The sequence below is a fragment of the Neorhizobium vignae genome, from assembly GCF_000732195.1.
Taxonomy (GTDB): domain Bacteria; phylum Pseudomonadota; class Alphaproteobacteria; order Rhizobiales; family Rhizobiaceae; genus Neorhizobium; species Neorhizobium vignae.
This window is the reverse complement of sequence record NZ_JNNU01000035.1, coordinates 1-21,629: the sequence shown is the minus strand read 5'-3', so window position 1 is coordinate 21,629 and position 21,629 is coordinate 1. Positions and strand designations below refer to the sequence as shown.

General features: G+C 53.7%; 23 protein-coding genes and 1 tRNA gene. 21 read left to right on the top strand and 3 right to left on the bottom strand.

Going from position 1 to position 21,629, the window contains the following annotated elements:
* Positions 1 to 139 precede the first annotated feature (139 nt).
* Both GQ59_RS29190 and GQ59_RS29185 read left to right on the top strand, forming a co-directional pair.
* Positions 140 to 215, top strand: a tRNA-Phe gene (locus GQ59_RS29190).
* Positions 216 to 429: 214 nt separating this feature from the next.
* A complete protein-coding gene (locus tag GQ59_RS29185) occupies positions 430 to 807 on the top strand; it encodes a PH domain-containing protein (RefSeq protein ID WP_037088234.1) in 378 nt (125 codons plus the stop codon).
* Between the two features lie 155 nt (positions 808 to 962).
* Here the strand turns inward: GQ59_RS29185 and GQ59_RS29180 are convergent, their stop codons facing one another.
* Positions 963 to 1,493, bottom strand: coding sequence for a DUF4142 domain-containing protein (locus tag GQ59_RS29180; RefSeq protein ID WP_037088184.1), 531 nt, complete (start codon positions 1,491 to 1,493; stop codon positions 963 to 965).
* A gap of 328 nt (positions 1,494 to 1,821) precedes the next feature.
* A complete protein-coding gene (locus GQ59_RS29175) occupies positions 1,822 to 2,115 on the bottom strand; it encodes a hypothetical protein (protein WP_152564497.1) in 294 nt (97 codons plus the stop codon).
* Positions 2,116 to 2,562: 447 nt separating this feature from the next.
* On the opposite strand from GQ59_RS29175, the gene GQ59_RS29170 reads away from it, so the two are divergent.
* The 19 genes from GQ59_RS29170 (at position 2,563) to GQ59_RS29085 (ending at position 19,775) form a co-directional block, all read left to right on the top strand.
* Positions 2,563 to 3,321: a DUF1796 family putative cysteine peptidase gene (locus tag GQ59_RS29170; RefSeq protein ID WP_037088180.1), complete on the top strand. Its 759-nt coding sequence runs from the start codon at positions 2,563 to 2,565 to the stop codon at positions 3,319 to 3,321.
* A 278-nt stretch (positions 3,322 to 3,599) separates the two neighbouring features.
* Entirely contained in the window at positions 3,600 to 3,887 is a 288-nt protein-coding gene (locus tag GQ59_RS33675; RefSeq protein ID WP_084683341.1) for a transposase, read from the top strand.
* Between the two features lie 261 nt (positions 3,888 to 4,148).
* A complete protein-coding gene (locus GQ59_RS29165; protein ID WP_037088177.1) occupies positions 4,149 to 5,987 on the top strand; it encodes a hypothetical protein in 1,839 nt (612 codons plus the stop codon).
* A 331-nt stretch (positions 5,988 to 6,318) separates the two neighbouring features.
* Positions 6,319 to 7,014 (top strand): WbqC family protein, encoded by a 696-nt coding sequence (locus GQ59_RS29160; protein ID WP_037088175.1) that lies wholly within the window; start codon positions 6,319 to 6,321, stop codon positions 7,012 to 7,014.
* Between the two features lie 204 nt (positions 7,015 to 7,218).
* Positions 7,219 to 8,154, top strand: a complete 936-nt coding sequence (locus GQ59_RS29155; RefSeq protein ID WP_037088173.1) for a glycosyltransferase family 2 protein — start codon at positions 7,219 to 7,221, stop codon at positions 8,152 to 8,154.
* Complete coding sequence (locus GQ59_RS29150) at positions 8,129 to 8,830, top strand: class I SAM-dependent methyltransferase (protein ID WP_037088172.1); 702 nt, start codon at positions 8,129 to 8,131, stop codon at positions 8,828 to 8,830. The genes GQ59_RS29155 and GQ59_RS29150 overlap by 26 nt, the downstream gene beginning before the upstream one ends.
* Entirely contained in the window at positions 8,827 to 9,795 is a 969-nt protein-coding gene (locus GQ59_RS29145; protein ID WP_084683340.1) for a class I SAM-dependent methyltransferase, read from the top strand. Before GQ59_RS29150 ends, GQ59_RS29145 begins: the two co-directional genes overlap by 4 nt.
* Positions 9,796 to 9,822: 27 nt before the next feature.
* The gene (locus GQ59_RS29140) at positions 9,823 to 10,761 is read left to right on the top strand and encodes a glycoside hydrolase family protein (RefSeq protein WP_152564496.1); all 939 of its coding nucleotides are present in this window, start codon (positions 9,823 to 9,825) and stop codon (positions 10,759 to 10,761) included.
* A 4-nt stretch (positions 10,762 to 10,765) separates the two neighbouring features.
* On the top strand, positions 10,766 to 11,437 hold the full coding sequence (locus tag GQ59_RS29135; protein WP_037088170.1) for an acetyltransferase: 672 nt from the start codon (positions 10,766 to 10,768) through the stop codon (positions 11,435 to 11,437).
* A gap of 1 nt (position 11,438) precedes the next feature.
* Positions 11,439 to 11,678, top strand: a complete 240-nt coding sequence (locus GQ59_RS29130; protein WP_037088168.1) for an acyl carrier protein — start codon at positions 11,439 to 11,441, stop codon at positions 11,676 to 11,678.
* Positions 11,668 to 12,408, top strand: a complete 741-nt coding sequence (locus tag GQ59_RS29125) for an SDR family NAD(P)-dependent oxidoreductase (protein ID WP_037088167.1) — start codon at positions 11,668 to 11,670, stop codon at positions 12,406 to 12,408. Before GQ59_RS29130 ends, GQ59_RS29125 begins: the two co-directional genes overlap by 11 nt.
* Before the next feature lies 1 nt (position 12,409).
* Positions 12,410 to 13,195: a GNAT family N-acetyltransferase gene (locus tag GQ59_RS29120; protein ID WP_037088165.1), complete on the top strand. Its 786-nt coding sequence runs from the start codon at positions 12,410 to 12,412 to the stop codon at positions 13,193 to 13,195.
* 16 nt (positions 13,196 to 13,211) lie between these two features.
* Positions 13,212 to 14,774, top strand: coding sequence for an amino acid adenylation domain-containing protein (locus tag GQ59_RS29115; RefSeq protein ID WP_051904265.1), 1,563 nt, complete (start codon positions 13,212 to 13,214; stop codon positions 14,772 to 14,774).
* Positions 14,722 to 15,198, top strand: a complete 477-nt coding sequence (locus GQ59_RS33670; protein WP_432762617.1) for a GtrA family protein — start codon at positions 14,722 to 14,724, stop codon at positions 15,196 to 15,198. Before GQ59_RS29115 ends, GQ59_RS33670 begins: the two co-directional genes overlap by 53 nt.
* A gap of 251 nt (positions 15,199 to 15,449) precedes the next feature.
* A complete protein-coding gene (gene rfbA, locus GQ59_RS29105) occupies positions 15,450 to 16,337 on the top strand; it encodes a glucose-1-phosphate thymidylyltransferase RfbA (RefSeq protein ID WP_037088226.1) in 888 nt (295 codons plus the stop codon).
* Complete coding sequence (rffA, locus tag GQ59_RS29100) at positions 16,334 to 17,470, top strand: dTDP-4-amino-4,6-dideoxygalactose transaminase (protein ID WP_084683337.1); 1,137 nt, start codon at positions 16,334 to 16,336, stop codon at positions 17,468 to 17,470. Before rfbA ends, rffA begins: the two co-directional genes overlap by 4 nt.
* Positions 17,471 to 17,492: 22 nt before the next feature.
* Positions 17,493 to 18,587, top strand: a complete 1,095-nt coding sequence (gene rfbB, locus GQ59_RS29095; protein ID WP_037088161.1) for a dTDP-glucose 4,6-dehydratase — start codon at positions 17,493 to 17,495, stop codon at positions 18,585 to 18,587.
* A gap of 229 nt (positions 18,588 to 18,816) precedes the next feature.
* Positions 18,817 to 19,491 carry an AAA family ATPase gene (locus GQ59_RS29090; RefSeq protein WP_037088159.1) on the top strand — a complete coding sequence of 225 codons (675 nt, stop codon included), beginning with the start codon at positions 18,817 to 18,819 and terminating at the stop codon, positions 19,489 to 19,491.
* Positions 19,488 to 19,775 (top strand): hypothetical protein, encoded by a 288-nt coding sequence (locus GQ59_RS29085; protein ID WP_037088157.1) that lies wholly within the window; start codon positions 19,488 to 19,490, stop codon positions 19,773 to 19,775. Before GQ59_RS29090 ends, GQ59_RS29085 begins: the two co-directional genes overlap by 4 nt.
* A 240-nt stretch (positions 19,776 to 20,015) precedes the next feature.
* On the opposite strand, the gene GQ59_RS29080 is transcribed toward GQ59_RS29085, so the two are convergent.
* Entirely contained in the window at positions 20,016 to 20,921 is a 906-nt protein-coding gene (locus tag GQ59_RS29080; RefSeq protein WP_051904264.1) for a nucleotidyltransferase and HEPN domain-containing protein, read from the bottom strand.
* Positions 20,922 to 21,629: the final 708 nt, after the last annotated feature.

The window sequence follows — 21,629 nt, the reverse complement described above, 5'->3', positions numbered from 1 at the left end:
CAGGAAATCGCGATTTTCGCAAACCTGTCAAAAAAGTGGGCTCTGGCGCTGGACATGGCCGAACAAGATGTTATAACCCCGCTCGCTCCGGGGGAAACGCCCCCGCCGGTCCCGACCGGAAGGCTTCATAGGCCTCGATGCCCGGATAGCTCAGTTGGTAGAGCAGCGGATTGAAAATCCGCGTGTCGGTGGTTCAAATCCGCCTCCGGGCACCATTTTTCAAAAAAAATCAAGTTCTTGGCGCGTCAGCGCTTTTCAGCGTTTTGCGTCCGTGTTGCAAAAGATTCCCAATGATTTCAGCGGGTGTGTAGGTGTTGCAAACAAGTCTGTGCAACACGTTGCAACACGAGACTGACTATCGATGCGACGGGCGGCCTTGCCGGCGGCGCGCTTCACCCCTACCTTCAGGAAGAACGAGGGATGGGTGATATGGGCATCTTTGATGGCCTTCTCGGACATGGATCGACGGTAGACCCCAATGATCTGAAGCGCCGTCTAGACGGGGTCCTGATCGAGGGTGAAACGCCGCAACTGGCCTTCAAGGTAATTCGCGATTTCTTTGTCTTCACTCAGTCCCGTATCATTCTCGTCGACATCCAGGGCTTGACCGGTAGCAAAGTCGACTACACCTCTATCCCGTATAAGGCCATCACCCGCTTCTCGGTTGAGACGGCTGGAACGTTCGATCTCGATTCTGAGCTCAAGATTTGGGTCTCCGGCTCCAGCACCCCAATAGCCAAGACTCTGAAGAAGGGCACGGACGTACGCGGCATTCAAAGGGCGTTGGCGACTGGAGTGCTGAGGTAGGGAAACCACAGCAAAAAGGCCGGCCGAAATTAATCGCACCGACCTCTTTCCTTGCATCCCACTGGCGCCAGTACATCCGTGGCCACTGACAAAGCTAAGCTGCTAATGGTGTATTGTCGCGGCTTGGTCGACAGACCAGGCGCAGAAGATGCGGCCTACTTTTCCAGATCCTGAGCCATCTTGTAGTGGTGTTCGAGCGCCGGAAGGGTCTTCGCGGCCCATGCCTTCAGATCGGCATTCTCCCCGCCCTCCGCATAACGCTTGAAGAGGTCAACCGCATCCTCGTGAGCGTCGACCTGATCATCGAAGTACTCCTCCTTGAACTCGGCGCCGGAAAGTTTTGCGAGGCCATCAACCTCTTCCTTGTGATCTTTCGTCAGCGTTGTGACGGGGATCCCTTTGACCTTACTGCCGGCGAGTAGCGCCTTGAGCTCAGCACTCGTCTTCTCGTGATCGGTGATCATCTGTCGCGCGAAAGCTTTGGTTGGCTCATCGCCCTTCTGAACCGCAAGCTTGCTCGACTCGATTTCGAACATGTCGCTGGCGGATACCTGCATGACGAAGTCCTCTGTCGACGGCGCCCTGCCGACAAGCGAATTTGCGCCGGTTTTCTCCGCAGTCGACTGCGCAAAGGCGGTCGTTGATGCCGCAAGCAAGAGTGCGGTGGTGATGATCATCTTTTTCATTTCGGTACTCCTATTCCCGCACCAGAACCCGGAATGGATCGAATGGTTCCATCAGCTTGGCGTGGAAAGGGCTGCCGAAGCTAGCGATCTCGCGCAAGTATGCGACGTCTGCGCGCCCTGGCAGAGTCGGTGGTGACGCGCGCCTCGCCGCGAAGTCATCGAAGCCTGACGCCCGGTCCACCGGAAGTGGTCTTGCCGTCGAACAAGAAGATAACGTCTTTGCCGAAATTAAGGCGCGGTTGAACACCTTGACTGCAGAGCTGTTGCACCTATGGGAATCCTGAATGTCGATCCGGCCTAGTGTCGTGTCAAAGTTGAGAATGCGATCTCACGGCGCCATTCTCTGATCCGCAGGAGCCAACAGCCCGAACTCGATTGCTGCGTGCACTGCCAGGCAGAGGGCCAGGATAGGAATGGCTAACCGGAAGTATCTCGAAGCAGCGTTCGCTATGAGGATGCTGTTGTCGTGCGTCGCCAGATACCCGATCGATAGCGAGATCCCCGATACCGTAAAAAAGATCAGCACCGCGAACGGGCCGTTGAAGGGCAATAGATGACGCAGAAATTCGCCACTAGCTGCAGTGACGGGCAAGCCTTCGGAGAACACGTGATAAAGTACCACGAAAGTGGCCCCCATCCGCGCAGGCAATCCAGAACCGGAAGACGGATGTTATTGCGCGGTTCAACAACCGTCCCGTAGCTCATCGAAAATCCCGCATAAGAAGACCTTTGCTTATGCCGGTTCCTTTCACCAACATCAATGCCAAAGGATTTTTCTATGAGCGTCATCACGCCGCGCAGCGCGAAACAGCAATTTACGTGGGATCTCATCCTGATCGTCGTACTGTCCCGCGGAGATCCGGGCGGCTACAGAATCGCGAGTCAATGAAGGCTGCAAGGATATCCGACTTCGTCTACGATTGCTCGATCTCGTAGCCGTAAGAGATGGCGAGGCAACGGTCGTCAGGGGCGACAGGCGCAAAGCACCGGTGAACCGAAGGCGTGGGCTTGAACGCTGCCCAATCGGAGTGTATTGCAGGGGTCTTCAACGGAGGAGAGCGTGCTTGGAATGGGCGGGACGCTAATAGTATCTATGGGTTACAACTGTTACGTAAGTTGGACTCTTAGAAAGATCGGGATTCAGAAAGGCTCTTACCCGATAGATTGGGTAAATAGCTTCCGCTTCTCGCGCCTTCTCGATTTCATTGACGAGTTCTCTATCGACAGCCTAAAGGATTTCGAGCCGTCCCCCATAGATGCAGACGCCGCAAGCGTAACTTCTTACTACATCACAAGATATGCCATGCGCTTCCCTCATGAGCACGACCTGAATCCGGGGATCAGCATCCGGGAGATCAGCGAAAGATACGCGCGTCGCTTCGAACGATTAAGGGCTCATTGTAAGGCGGCGCGCCACATTGTCTTCTTACGGACGAATGCCGTCAGGACATATAATCTAGCGCCTGAAGATGTCGATGAATACTCGCCAGATGTGATTTTGAAAGCAGCCAGGGTTCTCGGCGATTTAGTTGGACACAACAGGTTCACGTTGGCGATTTTGCGAGAACGCCTTGAGGTTCCCGCCATAGATGCCCCGTTCATCGCTCAAGCCAATCTATTGGTGCCCTTTGAAAACGGGTTCTACGACGCTGACATGAGTCAGCCCCGTAAAGCAGAAGCCTTCAATTTCTTTAGAAGCGGGCTGGCCCCCATCCAGAAGGCAGGGTCAACAGCCGAGGTTAAGAAAGTACTGGTAGGGCTGTCCGCTGCGCCGGCTAAGCGTACTGCTCGGGCGCTGGGGTTTCCTTGGCGCGATCTTCTCCATTGACACTAGTTGCGAAGGCCTCAAAGGCCCCGGAATACTCTCTATCGCTCCAGATATTCGATGCCTATTCCCAGAGACCGCGCAGCGAAGTGACGGTCAACGCAACTGCTTCCGCTTCTACTGAATGACCCGTGACCACATTGCAAATTGCTAACGATAATGGGCTTTGCAGCCGGGACTAGGACTCTAATGGAGCATCCCACCTCCTAACATTGGGTACTGCCATTTTCCATTTCCTGAAAGAGTAGCCATTTCCACAGTGTCTTCGGGCCTGTTCGTCAATGTTGAACCAAGTCAGCATCTGGCCGTGTCAATCCAACTCCAGGTCCAAGGCGTTGCTCGCGCAGATTACCCGACGCCGTCAATTGGTAATCGGTACGGCTGATCGGAGAAAGATCGCGGCGCTGGCTGGTCTTGCACCGATCGCTCGCGATAGCGGCCAAAGCCAAGCGGGTCATTGGAGGCGGCGGGCCACTATCAGGACAGCGCTGTATCTCGCCGCTCTGCACGCCTCACGGCAACCTTCAGTGACTTTCGGCATTGGCTGCAAGATGCAGGAAACCAGTTAAAGCCGCTATCACCTCAATAGCAAGGAAGCCTCTCAGTGTCCTGAACAGCATGATCGCGGATAGCGCTTATTTCCGAGAAGCTGTACGTATCCGAACAGTCGCAAACCCGGTGCGGCGCAAAGGATATCAGTTCATTCCCAAAAAGTAGGACCTAGTGTCCGGCTTGACCTAGACCAAAAAGGTAACCTATTGACGGTGCGGGGCTCTAGGCACGCTTCTCCGAGCCCACTAGCGGCTACAATTGCGGGTGAGTTGTACTAGGTGAACGCAAAAGAAGAAAACGAGAAAACCGTTGTTGCGATCTCGCGATCTGTCATGTCTGGCCTTTCGGCGATGGGAACGTTCCTGCTTTTGGGCTGGCTTCTCACATACAGTTCCTATGGAATCGACTTCACTGATGAGAGTTTCTACTTAGTATGGATTGCGGATCCGTTCATCTATGATGTGTCCGCAACGCAGTTCGGCTTTATCTATCATCCACTTTATGTCCTGCTGGGCGGCGATATTTCCGCACTTAGGCAAGCTAATATTGTACTCACCTTCGGGTTGGGATGGGGGCTGGCCTATACCTTACTGTCTTCGCTCGCTCCGGAAGTTCGCGAGGCTCGTATCGCCTTGCATACGACTGCCGCAGGACTAGCCACGAGCACCCTGATCCTATTTAACACCTGGTTACCGACGCCAAGCTATAACAGTCTTGGGTTTCAGGCTCTGCTGATCACAAGCATTGGCCTGCTTCTGGCCGACAAGGCTTTCACCTTCAGAAGCGTCGGTGGGTGGATAATAATCGCGATAGGGGGCTGGTTGGCCTTCATGGCAAAGCCCAGTACGGCAGGCGCATTGGCTGTCGTTGTTTTCCTTTGCCTCCTGGCCTCACGCAAGCTATCGGCTCGGCTGATTTCGTTTTCCCTCGCAACCGTCTTGGGGTTGCTCCTTCTTAGCGCGTTGATAATCGACGGATCGCTGTTGGGGTTTGCAAAACGGCTATTATTGTCAGTCGATTTCGCCCACCTTATAGGTAGTGGTCATACTGCAGACCAAATCTTGCGTATCGACAGCTTCCGACTCCGAACACCAAGCAAACTGGCTATCCTATTCGTTGCCGTCGTAACATTTTTCGCGATTCGCACCGCGCAATCCGCAAAACCGGGGCCCGCGCTAGTATCCTTAGGGCTTTCTGTTTTCTTCCTTTCAATAACCGCGTTGTTGGTGACCGGCCAAATACACAAAACCGCCGGCTTGGGGCAATTTGAGGGGCTGCTGACGTTTGGACTCGTACTTGCCGCTGTCCTTACCGCTCTGTTTTCCGAGGCACCAGCGCCGTGGAGAAGTATCTCCGCGCCACAGTGGGCCATGGCCATCATTTTTACAGTGATGCCTCATATCTATGCGTTTGGAACCAACAGGAACTACTGGGAGAACGGAGCCTGGGTAGGCATATTTTGGCTGCTTGCCGGCCTAACGCTGTTGGGACCTGTTGTTCGTGCACGTATGTCCTGGTCCTTTGTGCAACCGCTTGTGCTTGCTACCCAAGCCGTTACGGCCATCCTTCTACAGACGGGACTGGAGCAACCTCAGCGGCAACCTCAACCCCTCAGGCTCAACCAAACCACTGTTGAAATCGGCCCCGAACGATCGTCCCTAATACTCTCATCTGGGTACGCCTCTTATATAAACGACGCCTTAGCGACCGTTCAAAACGGGGGCTTTCGCCTTGGCACTCCCGTCATTGATCTATCGGGGCAGTCGCCGGGTATTCTTTATGCAATCGGAGCTAAAAGTGTCGGCCTAGCTTGGATTATCGGCGGCTATCCCGGTAGTTTGCAACTTGCTAGAGCGGCGTTGGACCGCGTGCCGTGTGAAGAGATCGCGAAGGCCTGGGTCTTGCTTGAACCCGATGGTCCGCGCCGCATTCCGACAGAACTCATGGCAAGCCTTGGATCCGCCTTTCCGGAAAAATACCAGCAAATCGGTGCGTGGAGGACTGCGGAAGGCGCAGGTGGCTATGATGTGAGCCGTGTTCAAGAATTGTATCAGCCAACAGCACCTGCGGATACGTTGAGGGTTTGCCAAACTCTAAGGCAAAGTGTGACGAAATAAGAACCTTGCGGACGATCTTTGGCATCACATATCCGGAATGCATATTGCCGAGCCCCCAGTGGTCCCACGGAGATGAAACGGGGGGTCTGAGGGAATGCCTGGCGGAGGCCGGGCACGCTAATCCGAAGCGGTTATTCACCAAGACTGCTTTTTACTGCTATCTTGAGGATAAGGTCGCCTTACCGGGAGCCCGGTAAGCCTAAGCTGCCATCATGCTATCCTGCAGGAGCGTCAAGAGACCAAAGGTTCATGCTATAATGCTGTTTCACGAATGAAACGGCCGGAATTTAGCCTCTCCGGCGCTATTGTCGATAGATAAGACAGGTTTTCGATGAAAAAGATCGCAGTACTTCAATCAAATTACATTCCATGGAAGGGGTATTTTGATTTAATCGCATACGTTGACGAGTTTATCCTGTACGATGAAGTGCAGTACACGCGACGAGACTGGAGGAATCGTAATAAAATCAAGACACCGCATGACTTGAAGTGGCTGACTGTGCCAGTAAAAGTCAAGGGAAAGTATAGCCAGTCTATCGGAGAGACGGAGCTGGACGGTCAGGCTTGGCGAGAAAGTCATTGGCGCAGTCTCGCAAGCAACTATGCTAAGGCTCCTTATTTTAAAGAGATTTCGAAAATTCTGGAGCCTGTACTGTTGAGGGGGGATCAAGTTCTCCTGTCGGATCTCAATAGAGATCTATTGAAAATTATTTGCATCTACCTCGGTATCACGACGCATTTCCGAGAATCGAGTGAATTTGAGCTCCGAGAAGGTAAGAGCGAAAGGCTGTTAGCGATCTGTCTGGAAGCTGGTGCCAAGATATACGTTTCTGGCCCTGCTGCGCAGGATTACTTGGATGAAGATCTGTTTCAGAATGCTGGTATCTCTGTCGAGTGGTTTGATTATAGCGGGTATCCCCAATATCCTCAACTCTGGGGACCCTTTGAGCACGGCGTGACCATTTTGGACTTGCTCTTCAACTGCGGGCCCGAAAGCGGCTCGATGATGCGGTATGTGCATCGTTAAGGGGGGGCTGCTTGGTAACGCGGACGTGCCTTGTAATCCGCGGGGCTCCGGTTGCCTTGACAGGGTAAGGCTGGAAATCTAAACGGGTCGCCTTGAAACGAAAGTAATGGAAGCGCGCAAAAACTTGCCGCTTCTCAGCGAGGGCGAACGGGTGTTTGAACGCGGTTGTATGGCGCTCTGTGGTCTCCATGGAAAACCCGTGCCATGAAGCTTTCGGTAGTCGCTACTCTTTATAGATCCGCCCCTCACTTAGCCGAGTTTTATCGGCGGACGACAATTTCTGCTAAGAAATTTGCAGGCGCTGACTACGAAATCGTCCTGGTTAATGATGGCTCGCCCGATAACAGTCTGGAGCTGGCCGTAAATTTGATGGAGAACGATCCTCATGTCGTGGTGGTAGATCTATCGAGGAACTTCGGCCACCATAAGGCGATGAGGGCCGGTTTGGAGCATGCATCCGGCGAGTACGTGTTTTTGATCGACAGCGATCTGGAAGAGGAGCCTGAATGGCTGAGCAGCTTCGCTGATCAGATGGCTGAGGACGACTCTGACGTTGTCTACGGTGTTCAAAAGAGTCGCAAAGGTGATTTCGTAGAGCGTTGGAGCGGTTACATATATTACTCCATGCTCAACTGGCTGCTGAACATCGATCACCCCAAGAACATTACGACGACGCGCTTAATGACAAGGCGTTACGTCAACGCGCTCTTGAAATATCAAGAGCGCGAAGCCGTGATTTCCTGTCTCTGGGTGTTGACCGGGTTCAGGCAAAGCCCCCAGACAGTCAAGAAGCACATGACGAGCGAGACGACGTATGGTTTGGGTAAGAAGATTGGTCATCTAGTCAACGCGGTCACATCCTTCAGCGATTTTCCGCTGCGATTAATATTCTATTGCGGCCTTGTCGTGCTTAGTTGTTCGCTTATCTATGCCGCCTTCCTTGTCGTGAATCGTCTATTTACGACCGAGCCTGTGGATGGCTGGACCTCCATCATGGTTTCTGTGTGGTTGCTCGGCGGCATGATAATGTCGTTTATCGGGGTCATCGGGATCTATCTTTCGAAGATATTTTCGGAAACAAAGCAACGCCCCTACGTGATAGTGAGGAAGATCTATGGGCAATCACAGCAGCGGCATTGATTCGAGCTATGAGCGCCACTACTCGGAGCGAAAATCGCTAAAGGTGTATCCAACCGAGTTTGTAGTAAGGACGTTCCTTGCTAGCTATCCCAGACTCAATTTCAAACGCCCCTCTCCCGGCGATAGGGTGCTTGATGTCGGTTTTGGCGACGGGCGGAATACCGTATTGCTCGCGGATACCGGGTTGGAAGTTAGCGGTATAGAAATCACCCAGGGAATCGTGGATCAGACCCAGGCGCGCTTAAAAGAGCTCGGTTATAAGGCTGATTTACGAGTTGGACGAAACAGTTCTATACCCTACGAAGATGGTTCGTTCGATTATATACTAGCATGTCATTGCTGTTATTATTGTGACGAAGGCGATGTGTTCTTCGACAACCTGAGTGAGTACGCGCGCGTTTTGAAGCCCGGAGGATTTTTAGTTGCCTCGGTAGCCAATCGGGCTTCCTATATATTTGAAGGCGCTGAGCAATTGCCGGATGGGTCGATGCGGATCACCAGAGATCCGTACAATAATCGGAAGGAGTATCGCCTTCAGGCGTTCGCTAATGTTAATGAAATACAAGCGTATTTTTCCCCACTATTCAAGAATTTCTCTTTTGGATCGGCCGAGAACGACTACTACGGCATCGATGAGCGCGTGTTTTGGGTGGTTTGTCAAAAAGGTAACGAATGATCATGACGGTTTCCTATTGCTGTACTGACCTGACGTGCGGCAAAAGCCCACTTAGGGAAGAAGCTGCCGGCTTGCGCTGTCCAAACGGCCATTTCTTCCCCTTCGTCACCGGTACGAACGTTCCCGTTTTCGCCTGCGAGGAGGAGGGTTCGAACGAGTATGCTATTGAAAATGCTGCGGAAATTCACGACAATGCGCTACAATGGGTTTTTCGGACTTTTCAGACAGACGAAGCCACTCTTAGAAAGAGTCTCATCGCTCGCTTAAGGTTGTCGAAAGGCCAGACGGTTCTCGTGACAGGTGCTGGGGCAGGGAACGATCTGCCTTTTCTAGCGGAGGCATTGGATACGGGCATCATCTATGCCCAGGATATAGCGATACCAATGTTGATGTCGGCTGTCGAACGGCATGGGGCGGCTCTAAAGAACTCTGGCGTGCAATTCTTTTTTTCCGCTAGCGACGCAACCAACTTGCCTTTTCAGGACGGTCAGTTTGACGCGGCCTACCATTTCGGTGGCATTAACCTCTTTCCGGACATCGAAAAAGGGATGGCCGAGATGAATCGCGTCGTGAAGCCCGGCGGCCGTATTGTCATATGCGATGAAGGGGTCGCTCCGTGGGTCAAGGTGACCGAAGTCGGGAAGATGTTGATCAATAACAATCCGCTCTATGCTTTCGACGCGCCTCTGGCTTCGCTGCCTGCCATGGCAACCGACGTGACTCTTTCCTGGGAGTTGAGTGGCTGCTTCTACGTGATTGATTTTGTTGTGTCAAAGACACCCTCGACTATCGACATCGACGTTCCGCATATCGGACGACGTGGCGGTACCGTACGCACGCGTTATTTCGGTGTTTTAGAAGGTATCGATCCGGCCATAAAAGCGCGTATTTACGCTGAGGCAGAAAAGAGGGGCATAAGTCGCGTTTCGTTTATTGAGCAGCTACTATTGCGTGACGAATTTTGACCTTGAGGCTCACAAATGGCTAGTAGTGTGAAGACTCAGTTGGAGAGCGGGAAACCATTTGAGTGGAAAAAGGTGGGGCTTGTCTTCGAGCCTACCATTCCAGGATTCACACATGGCTCCCATCCTTGCGCAATTCATTTCAAGGATGACATCTTTGTGGTGACCTTCACCTGCCGCGATGCGAACCGTCGATCTCACGTTTTCTTAAGCTACGCGTTGGTTACCGACGGCAAAATGATCTTGATGGGCGAGCCGAAGCTTGCACTTTCGCCGGGTCCCACAGGGTATTTCGATTGCGATGGCGTTATTAGCGTCTGCTTGATTGCTCATGAAGGTCGGACTTATCTGTACTACGTAGGCTGGCAGAACCTGCCGGAAGGCCTCTGGATCTGTGATACTGGACGTGCGACCTTGGACCCGGAAAATCTTACTCTGACCAAGGATTTTCCGGGTCCGGTTCTCGGGCGCGACAAAATGAACCCGCTCTTCGCCGCAGCGACAGCGTTCTATATCGACGGGAACGTTTGGCATACCTGGTACAACTCGGGTGTCAAATGGGAGAGGCGGGAGAACGGATGGCATCATCATTACGGCATTCATCACGCTCAATCGGCGGACGGGATAAATTGGGTATGCGATCCAGGGATGTGCATTCCGTTCGCTGATGAATATGAATATGCCTTTGGCCGTCCCAGCGTGTTTTACAGCGAGGGACTTTACGCAATGTGGTTTGCCCATCGCGCCACCAAAGAGATAGATACCTATCGCATCGGGTTTGCGTCTTCTTTCGACGGGTTGAAATGGGAAAGAAACGATTCCGTTTCCGGCATAGACGTGTCGACAGTGGGCTGGGACAGCCAGATGATATGCTATCCATATGTTTTCCAGCATCGCGGCTGTATGTACATGCTCTACAACGGTAATAATTACGGCGCGACGGGCTTCGGTTTGGCGGTCATGGAGTGATTCGATGAAGAACGTCATCTTCGCAGGCAACGCGGTAACTGCCGAAATCCTTAACAGCTATCTGTCTCGGGATGAACGCTATCATGTAATTTGCGCGACGGTCGATGACCAGTTTGTCGATTCTGGACACTGTCCTGACTTGAAGACTGTTGCCATATCTCGGTTGCCAGCCAAATGCAGCCCAAGCGAAGCCACGATCATTATGGCTATTGGCTACCACGACCTCAATCGTACCCGTGAATCAATGTTCCATCGATTGAAGAGCATGGGTTACCAAATTGAGACCTATATCCATCCCGACGCGAAGATTCACACTACCATCCCGTTGGGGGAGGGGTCGGTTGTATTGCCCGGTGCGCTCGTGGAACCAGAGGTAACGGTGGGGACCAACACGATGATCTGGGGCAATGTAACGGTGGCGCACCACTCGCACGTGGCGGAGAATTGCTGGATAGCGTCTGGTGCCGTGATCTCGGGCAAAGTCCACGTCGGACGAAACACGTTCGTTGGCGTAAATGCTACTATTACGAATGGTCTGACCGTGGGTGAATATTGTGTAATTGGTGGTGGCGCGCTGATTACTAAGAACAGCAAACCATCCAGCGTTCACTTGGCGAGATCGGCAGAGCAAATCCGTTACTCATCACAGGACTACGCAAAATATTTTGGGGTATAACATGAACGACAAGCTCGTAACTGTTCTGGCCGACGTTTTCGGCCTGCGGCGGGAGCAAATTGTCCCGCAACTAACGAAGGACGACGTTGGGAACTGGGATTCGCTGAAGCAGATGGACTTGGTCGTCTCACTTGAGCGGGAATTTGGTGTCGAATTGGAGATCGCCGATATCATTACAATGACATCGGTTGAAAAGATCAACCGTATTTTGAAAGCCAAAGGAGTCGATCTTGAAGCTTGACGGTGCGGTATCGCTCATTACCGGGGGTTCGAAAGGGCTCGGTCTGGCGATAGCTCATCGGCTGCGAGCGGAAGGCGCGCGCGTTATCGTTGCCGATATCGATAACGTCGCATTGGAGGCCTTGCCTGATGTCTTTGATCGACGTTCTCTGGATGTAACGCAGCCAGACGAGGCAAAATCGACAGTTGAGGCAATCGCCGCAATGTACGGTAGGATCGATGTCCTGGTAAACAATGCCGGCGTGATTTACAGCGAGCCGCTTGTCAACTTAATGAACCCGGATGGTATGATGCACAGTTACGACCGCTTCCGGCAGTGCCTTCGAGTAAACCTCGACTCGGTTTTTATAATGACCTCTGCTGTCGTGGAGCAAATGGTCCTGCGTAGAACAAAGGGCGTCGTGATTAATATCAGTTCCATCAGCGCTCGTGGAAATGAGGGGCAGACGGCCTACTCAGCTGCAAAGGCTGCGGTGAACGCGATGACGGTAACATGGTCCAAAGAACTGGGTCGACTTGGAATTCGCTGCAACGCTGTTGCGCCTGGCTTCGTCGATACCCCCTCAACTCGAGCAGCTTTGAACGAGACGATCATTAAACATATAGAAGGCTTGACGCCTCTGCGCCGTCTAGGCCGGGCAGAAGAGATCGCTCAGGCTGTAGTGGCTGCTATAGCAAATGACTTTCTCAACGGCACGATCCTCGATGTAAATGGAGGGGTGACCATCTAGTATGTTGATGCTGTCGGACGCCGCCCGTGCTGAGGTCTATGACGCATATCGTGCATATGATTTTTTTTATCCTCTGATCGGCTCCGTTTTATTAGGCGCGCAGGATGGCGTTGTCTACGCTGACGACGACCAGAACCCCACACAGGTATACGTCGAGCACTCCTTCGGTTTTGCACAAATCCTAGGCGCAAAGGTGAGGAAATTCGAAGAAGAACTCGAACGATATTTGTTGGTCGATAGACGGTTTGCTCCGGCGAAAGTCCGATTGTACGCATCATATCTGCCGAAGTTTTTAATGGCTGAAGACTATAAAAATTTGCGGTCGTGGCGGCAGCGCTTTATCATTCGGTCCGATAGCCCCACCTATGAGGAATCGAAGGGGCGACCCCTTCCTGAAGATGTCCGGATATCGGAAGTGAACTCGCAAAATATCGATTGTATCGAGAATGCGTTTCAGCTCGTCGGACGGTTCTGGCGTACGCGAGCCGATTTTGTCCATGGCGCAAATGCCGTCGTTGTGAGTTATAAGGGCGATCCCGCGGCAATCTGCTACGCAGCCGCGGAAGCGGACCGCCGTCTGGAAATCGACATCCTGACCCTTCCACAATACCGTGGGATGGGTCTGGGCCGCCTGGCCGTGACAAACTTCGTTGACCGCTGTTTTGAAAAATCGCTCGTGCCGCTGTGGGACTGTTTCACCAATAACGCCGGTTCCATGGCTTTGTGCGCGGCGGTTGGCTTTACGGCGGCGCATTCCCCTTATCCCTTTTTTACGATCGCTAGATAAAGAAAGAGATGTCCCGATGCCAAACCTCATGGACAGGTACTACTATAATCTCGGGACGCTGTTCTCTGAAGTTGCAAGTATCTACGCACAGCTCCCTGCCTTAAGATATGCTGAACTTGAATATTCATATTCCGATCTGCAGCATTGGTCTGAAAAACTGGCGTTCTTTCTGTTGGAAAAAGGGTTGCGGCCAGGCGATGTCATCGCAATTGGCCACAACAAGCGACCGCTATCGTATGCCTTGATGCTGGCCGCGATCAGGATCGGTGTTGCCTATGTGAATATCGATATTTCGTCGCCGCTGGCGCGGAATGGGAATATCCTCGAAGCTAGCTGCACTAGAATCCTCTTCTGTGACGATCCGGAAGCCGCACTGACGATGCGCCAGTTGGGAGAACAGGTCGGCTGCGAAGTCGTATGTCTCTCATTCGAAATGTTGCCCGAAGTGTCTGCTGTTAACCTCTCCCGACAGCATGATGTTGCCGCTAAGGTCGATGGTTCCTCAATCGCCTACATAATGTTCACATCGGGTTCGACCGGAATCCCTAAGGGCGTTGCAGTCACCCACCAGAATGTCCTTCATTTTATCGCTTGGGGCCAGTCGCGATTCGATATCACCGAACAGGACAATTTCGCTAATCTTAGCCCAATGTATTTCGACAACTCAGTTTTTGATTTTTATGTAGCGCTATTTTCCGGCGCGTCGTTGAGCCCGATTAACAAGGACCTGATGACGAGACCTTATGATCTCATCGCGTATATTGGTCAAATGAGCTGCACCATATGGTTTTCGGTGCCTTCATTGCTCATCTATCTGATGGCAATGAAGGCAATGAATCCTCAGGTTTTAACGAGGCTGAGGCGAATTATATTTGGGGGAGAAGGCTATCCCAAGGTCGAACTGAAAAGGCTTTATGCCCTCTTTGCCACCCAAGCGACGCTCGTGAATGTCTATGGGCCGACGGAATGCACCTGCATTTGCAGCGCTTATGATTTGAGCGACACAGACTTCACCGATCTTCAGGGGCTCCCTCCTCTGGGGCAACTCAACCCAAACTTCGACTACCGCATCCTTGACGATGATGACAGAGATGCAACAGAAGGCGAGCTTTGCTTGATCGGACCGAACGTTGCCGCGGGTTATTTCAATGACCTACAGCGTAGCGCGGCGTCCTTCGTCACAATTATTGATGCGAACCGCTTCATGAAGCGGATGTATCGCACTGGAGATTTGGTGCGTGAGGAGCAGGGGACGCTGTTCTTCGTCGGTAGGAAAGACAATCAGATAAAGCATATGGGCTATCGTATTGAGTTGGAAGAGATCGAGTGCGCCCTGACCAAGCTGCCTCAGATCAACCAATCGGCGGTTATATATCACCGAACGAATACATCTTATGGGAAGCTCATAGGCTTCGCCGCCAGCACATCTGAGCTTGATGAAAAGGCGCTACTACGGGCTCTTTCCCAGTTCTTGCCGGAGTACATGATCCCCAGCAGCTTGATCGTCATGACGGAATTGCCCAAAAATGCCAACGGTAAGGTCGATCGGCATCAACTTCGCAACATCGTCTCGAAGTAGGAATTATGCGATGTTGAGTTATGCTGTGTTGCGCCAGATATTTCTCTATGGTGTTGTTGGCGTCGTCAACAACTCCCTTGGATATGGGATATATTTAGGCCTAACATTCCTAGGGCTTGATCCGAAGATAACTATATCTATACTTTACCCAATCGGCGCGGCCACGGCGTACTTTGGGCATTCACGATATTCATTTGACTATACGGAGAAGGGCTTCGGTGCACCTTTACGATACATCGTTGCGCATGCGATAAGCTTCAGTGTGAACCTATTGATGCTGTATGTATTTTGGCAATTGGCGGGTTGGCCCCATCAGTTAGTTCAAGCAATGGCGATACTCGTATGCGCAGGGGTTCTGTTCCTGTTGTTCAAATACTTTGTTTTCCCAGGAGGTCGTCGGCCAGCAACTACACAGGAAATTTAGGATATAGGTACGCGTCGCGCGGATCAAAACCACGCTAGCCATTCCTTGGGGAAGGATGATAAGATTCGTGTAAAGCTTCGGCGCACGTTCATGGTGCTTCCGACGTGCGGTACTATAATCGCCGTGACTCACTAGGCACTCGCGACGCCCGCCGTCAACCAGACGAGGATTGCGATTCAGCCGGCTATTCCAATATCGTGATATACGAAATTTTTGGCATTCTGTCTCACTTGTTGATGTATGGGGTTGTGATGAAGGCGATTGTTCTTGCTGGCGGCACAGGGTCGCGTCTGTATCCTCTGACCCAAGTCTCCAGCAAGCAGCTACAGGCGGTCTTTGACAAGCCAATGATCTATTACCCTCTGACCGTTCTGATTGCATCAGGGGTCAAAGAGTTCTGCCTCATTGCGACGCCACACGACTTAGCTCGGTATCAGAATTTGCTTGGGGATGGCAGCCAGTGGGGAGTAGCAATCCAGTATCGCGAGCAGCCCAAGCCCGAAGGAATTGCGCAGGCATTTTTGATAGCGGCGGATTTCGTGGGCTCCGATGATGTGATCCTGATGCTGGGCGACAATATCTTTTCCGGCGGCGACGATTTCCCCCGCGCAGTCTCTAGCTTTACGGGTGGTGCAACGATTTTCGCCTACCATGTCAAGGATCCCGAGCGTTATGGCGTGGTCGAGTTCGATCGGACCGGAAAGGCAATCTCCATTGAAGAGAAGCCACGGCATCCTAGAAGCAGCTATGCCGTCCCTGGTGTATATGTTTACGACAACAGCGTGCTGGACATCGCGAAGGCGGTAAAACCGTCCATCCGCGGCGAGTTGGAAATCACGGATATCAATCTGGAATACCTGAGGCTCGGCAAGCTACAGGTGCGGCGTTTGAGCCGCGGCTTTGCCTGGCTCGACGCCGGTACCAGCACCGCGCTGCACGAGGCCTCTTCCTACATCGAAGCGATCGAGCGACGGCAGGGCGTGAAAATCGGCTGTCCGGAAGAGGCGGCCCTGGTGAGAGGGTTCCTCAGCATTGCCCAATTTGAAACCTTGATTGAGCGCATGCCGGCATGCGAGTACAGCGACTATCTGCGTGGCGTTGCCGACGAGTGGCACAGGCTTCAAGAGGATAAGCAGTGAGCGAGAGAATCCCGTTCAACCGACCGTTCATGACGGGTAAAGAGCTATACTACATAGCGGAAGCGAAGTTCGGCAACATGCTTGCTGGTGACGGGCCTTTTACGAAGCGTTGCCATGAATGGCTGAAAGACAAGAGTGGATGCGTCAAACCGCTGCTGACGCACTCATGCACCGCCGCCTTGGAGATGGCGGCATTGCTGATCGACATCGAGCCTGGTGACGAGATCATCATGCCTTCGTACACGTTCGTCTCGACCGCCAATGCATTCGTGCTGCGCGGCGGCGTCCCGGTGTTCGTCGATATCCGGGAAGACACCTTGAACCTGGACGAACGCCTGATCGAGTCGGCTATCACTCCGCGCACTCGCGCCATCGCCCCGGTCCATTATGCGGGTGTCGCCTGCGAGATGGACGCCATCATGAGCATTGCCAAACGCCATGGCCTCAAGGTCGTGGAAGATGCGGCACAGGGCGTCATGGCAGCTTATAAGGGCCGAGCACTGGGTAGCATTGGTGATCTCGGGGCCTACAGCTTTCACGAAACCAAAAATGTAATTTCAGGGGAAGGGGGAGCCCTGTTGGTGAACGACCCCGCTCTGGCGGTGCGCGCGGAAATCATCCGCGAAAAAGGCACGGACCGCGGACGTTTTTTCCGGGGCGAGGTCGATAAATACACTTGGCAGGAGGTCGGTTCTTCGTTCTTGCCGGGCGAGTTGATCGCGGCATTCCTATGTGCCCAGCTTGAAGAAGCCGAGCGTATCACCAATCGTCGCTTGGGCATTTGGCAACGTTATCACACGCTTCTGGAGCCGCTCGAGGCCAAGGGATTGCTTCGCCGGCCCATCGTCCCGGATGAATGCCAGCACAATGCACATATGTATTACGTTCTGCTGGCACCGGAGATCGATCGTCAGAAGGTACTCAATGAACTTAAGAGCAGCGACATCTTCTCGGTCTTCCATTATGTGCCTCTGCACTCTTCGCCCGCCGGAAAACGGTACGGCCGGGCGCAGGGTGACTTGCGGGTGACCAACATTCAGTCGGAAAGGCTGGTGCGTCTGCCTTTGTGGGTTGATCTGACTGCCGAGCAGCAGGAACACGTCGTCAGGGTTTTGAAAGATGCCATCGGCTGACCCATCAAGAGCGTCGAGGGAAATGAAAATTCTGGTGACGGGTGGGGCCGGTTTTATCGGGTCGGCAGTTATCCGCCACATCATCCAGGATACCGGCGACTCCGTCGTCAACGTCGACAAGCTGACCTATGCCGGAAACCTCGAAAATCTGCGCGAGGTTGATAACTCTGACCGCTACACATTCTCGCAGGTGGATATCTGCAATCGCGGCGAGCTGGAACGGGTATTTTCTCAGCACCGTCCCGACGCTATCATGCATCTTGCGGCAGAGAGCCATGTTGATCGTTCCATCGACGGTCCCGCTGCCTTTATCGAGACCAACATCATCGGCACCTTTACCCTGCTCGAGGTGAGCCGAACTTATTGGCAGGGATTGGACGCAGAGCGTCGGCAGGCCTTCCGCTTGCATCACATCTCTACCGACGAAGTTTACGGCGACCTGCCTCATCCGGCCGATACCGTTGATGCCCACCACCACCTTTTTACCGAAAACACCGGCTATGCCCCCAGCAGCCCATACTCGGCGAGCAAGGCCAGTTCCGATCATCTGGTTCGTGCCTGGATGCGAACATATGGTCTGCCGGTTCTGGTGACCAACTGCTCCAACAATTATGGCCCTTACCACTTCCCGGAGAAGTTGATCCCCTTGATGATCCTTAACGCCTTGGAGGGGAAGCCTCTGCCGGTCTATGGATCTGGCGATCAGATACGGGACTGGCTTTACGTTGAGGACCACGCGCGTGCACTTCACAAGGTGGTCAGCGAAGGCCAGGTTGGGTCGACCTATAATATCGGTGGCCACAATGAAAAACAGAATCTTGAGGTTGTCAGGACAATCTGCGATGTCCTGCAACAGCTGGCTCCTCCCGGTGTCGGCCATCCTGTCAAGGAATACAGGTCGCTGATCACCCACGTGCAGGACCGGCCTGGACACGATCGCCGATATGCCATTGATGCGGGCAAGATCAAACAGGAGTTGGGTTGGCAACCTGCCGAGACATTCGAGACGGGCATTCAGAAGACTGTACGGTGGTATCTGGACAATTTGGACTGGTGCCGTCACGTACAGGACGGCAGCTATCAACGTGAACGTTTGGGGCAGGCCAGGCAGGTTTGATAGCGGATGCTATTGGGTTGACGACTAGCTACGTTGGGACCGCTCCCGGGAACAGAACTGGCGGGGGCCATCACATTTTGCAGCCTATCCGAAACAATTTCGATCATGTTTTACCGTTGACGCATCAACGTTAATGCAGAAGAACGCACTTGATGCGTCAGCGTTAACGCTGTAGCATTGTAATGCTTCGGCAAGCATCCTAACGCATCCAGCGTCAAAGGAGACCCCAGTGCCTGTCATTACCGTTGCCAACCCCAAGGGCGGAGCCGGCAAGTCGACGACGACACTCGTGCTCGCAACCACATTGGCCCAGCAGGGCGCTAGCGTCGTCATTTTGGACTGCGACCCGAACAGGCCGATCGAGGGTTGGAGGCGGGGAACCTCAAAGAACCCTGTCATCGTCGACGGAGGGGTCACCGAGAGCACCATCACCGCCAAGCTCGACGAGTACCGCAAGCAATACCAGTTCGTGTTCGTGGACCTTGAGGGCACAGCCAGCCGTCTGATGTCTCGAGCGCTCGCCAGGGCGCAGCTCGTCGTCATCCCCATTCAGGCCAGCCCAACCGACGCTGAGCTCGCAGCGCGAGCCATTCGCCTCATTCAAGAGGAGGAGCAGGCTTTCGAAAAGACGATCCCTTACCGCATCCTGTTCACGAGGACGTCCCCGGCGATCGCCACCAAACTCGAAAAGCAGATTACCAGCCAGCTCGCGGCGGGAGATGTACCCACGTTCCGCAATCATCTGTACGAACGGTCGGCGTACAAGGCGCTCTTCTTCCACCAGCTCGACCTGGTCGAACTCGATCCATCCGAGGTGAACGGGCTGCCGGCGGCCAGGGACAATGCTCTCCGGCTCGCTGAGGAACTCGTTGATCTCGTCGCCAGCGTGAGGGCAGCAGCATGACCGGTAAGAATTTTGGCTTTGGCAAGCTTGCCGATATCAAACCGGACACTGAATCCGAACCTGGGATCTCAGATCGGAAAATTGATGAAATCGGCGAGCGCCACGGGTTCATCGCCCGCGAACCGGTCCAGAAGTTGAGCCGCCGGAAGCCGGCAGAGCCGTCCGCCAACCTCAATATCCGCCCGTCGATCACAACCTTCAATCGCTTCTTGCAATTCTGCGAGCAGAACCGGATGTCCTATCCCGAGGGGCTGAAGGAACTGATGGACAGGGCAGGGGTTTGATTGACGCAGCAGCGTTAACGCACATGGACGCGTTTGCGAAGATTCTCCGATTCCGCGCCACGGTCGAAGCGGACAAGGATCCACGACCTCATTTATTGACAGAAGCACGCGCGAGATCTCAAGGATGCCTTCATCCGAAGCTTGTCATTAGATTCCATTGGCGGGCTAGATGTGGAAGCGTTAAAACTGGACTCGTTTTAGCGGCCGAATCGAAGCCGGTCGACCGAGTTTCAGTTCGGCTTAAACCTCTTGCAGTCGTTCAAGGTGCTCCTGGCAGATATGTTCCATCCGTTCCAGCAAGACGGTTGCCCGCTCTCCCAGCCATAAGAGGGCGTCTTCACTGATTTCGTAATGCTTCGAGTACCGCGCCTTCACATAGGCTTCGTTGAGCGTGTTGAACCAGGCGCGTTCCCGGTGTTGATCGCGGGGGAACGCCTCGGCCAGGCGACGGTCCTGTTCCTCGGAAAGCGAGCGCAGGAACTTGATGTTGTGGGAAGGGGGGCCGTAGTTCGTTAGCGTCAACAGAACGCACGAATAAGCCTGCTCAAGCGATTGATGGAGAAGAAACGCGGCCTCGTTGGTCATACCGGCCTGAATCGCTGACATCGCAAGAGTCTTAAGATTCCGCGCTGTCGTGGATCGTTGTTCGAAATGCTCCCTCGCGACCCGCAACCGATCCGCCGGCGACAGGGCTCGCGGCTCTGCAAGCGGCTCATCATCCAGTTCGTAGAGGACGATGCCTTCCTTGCGGATGTCGGAGAAGAAATACTGCCCCTCCTTCAGGTAGGTGTTCACCTCGCGCCTGGAATGAACGATGAAACTCACCGGTGTTTCGATCGTTTTGTCGCGGATCAGCCGATCGGCCGCCTTGTACCAGTAGTCGGCGAATTCGCAGAGCCTGCGGTCGTTGACGATGATCAGCAGATCGAAATCCGACCGATAACCCTTCATGGTGAACGGCTCGTCGACCCATCCACCCTTGGCATAGGAACCGAACAGGATGATCTTCAGGATCCGGCCGCGCTTCTTGAAGTCAGCAGTCCCCTGTTTCAGGGCGTCCTCAAACTCCTCATGCAGGATTTCCAGGACCCTGCCGAGCTCTCGCTGTTTGCGCAGTGGTATATGATCGAGGGACGACTTCATCATGAACGGCGATGACCTCAGAAAGGACTGGGGCGACTGGTGCAATACGACTGGTTGCGTCGCTTGTTTCTACACACACGGAAACGCGCATGGAAGCAGGGATCGTAAGGTCGCAGGATCGGCCGTGCAATCCGCTCTTCCGGTTTCAACGGATCGCGCCGTGCGGGAGTCGCATGAACCCTGCGGGCATTGAATCAGTCGGGGCGAGCAGCCGCCTGGATCGCTGATCGACTGCACCGGCCTAGTTGTTGCGTGATACTGAGTTTAAGCGGAGCTTGAGGAGGGGGACTGGAGCCTCACCATACGATGCGGACCGGCATCGCTGCTTCGATTGGCCGGGGTGAAGATATATGTCCCCTGATCGACAGGACCAAGGTTATCAGCCCTTTTTTCGCCACGACACGGCGTTCGGTTTTGTCGATAAAATAAGCTTAAAACCGCACGCCTTACCTTAGAGCGTGCGTCGTTTGATTCGGTCCCATCCTCCAGAAGACTTCGATCTTGCCACCCTGCCTGCTGGGACCGGTTCTTGCGCGGCCGCGGTTCAACGAAGTGGACGCCGCTTCGCCAGGGTCAAAATTGGTCAGGGCTCGTGCCCTTCGAACCCCTGGGATCGACCCTGAGGGTTGCCCGAGGCGCTGAAAACTCGCGCCCAGCTTAGCGGGGTCACCGAGTTGCGAGCGACCCCGCGGATGATGTCCCGAGAGGTGG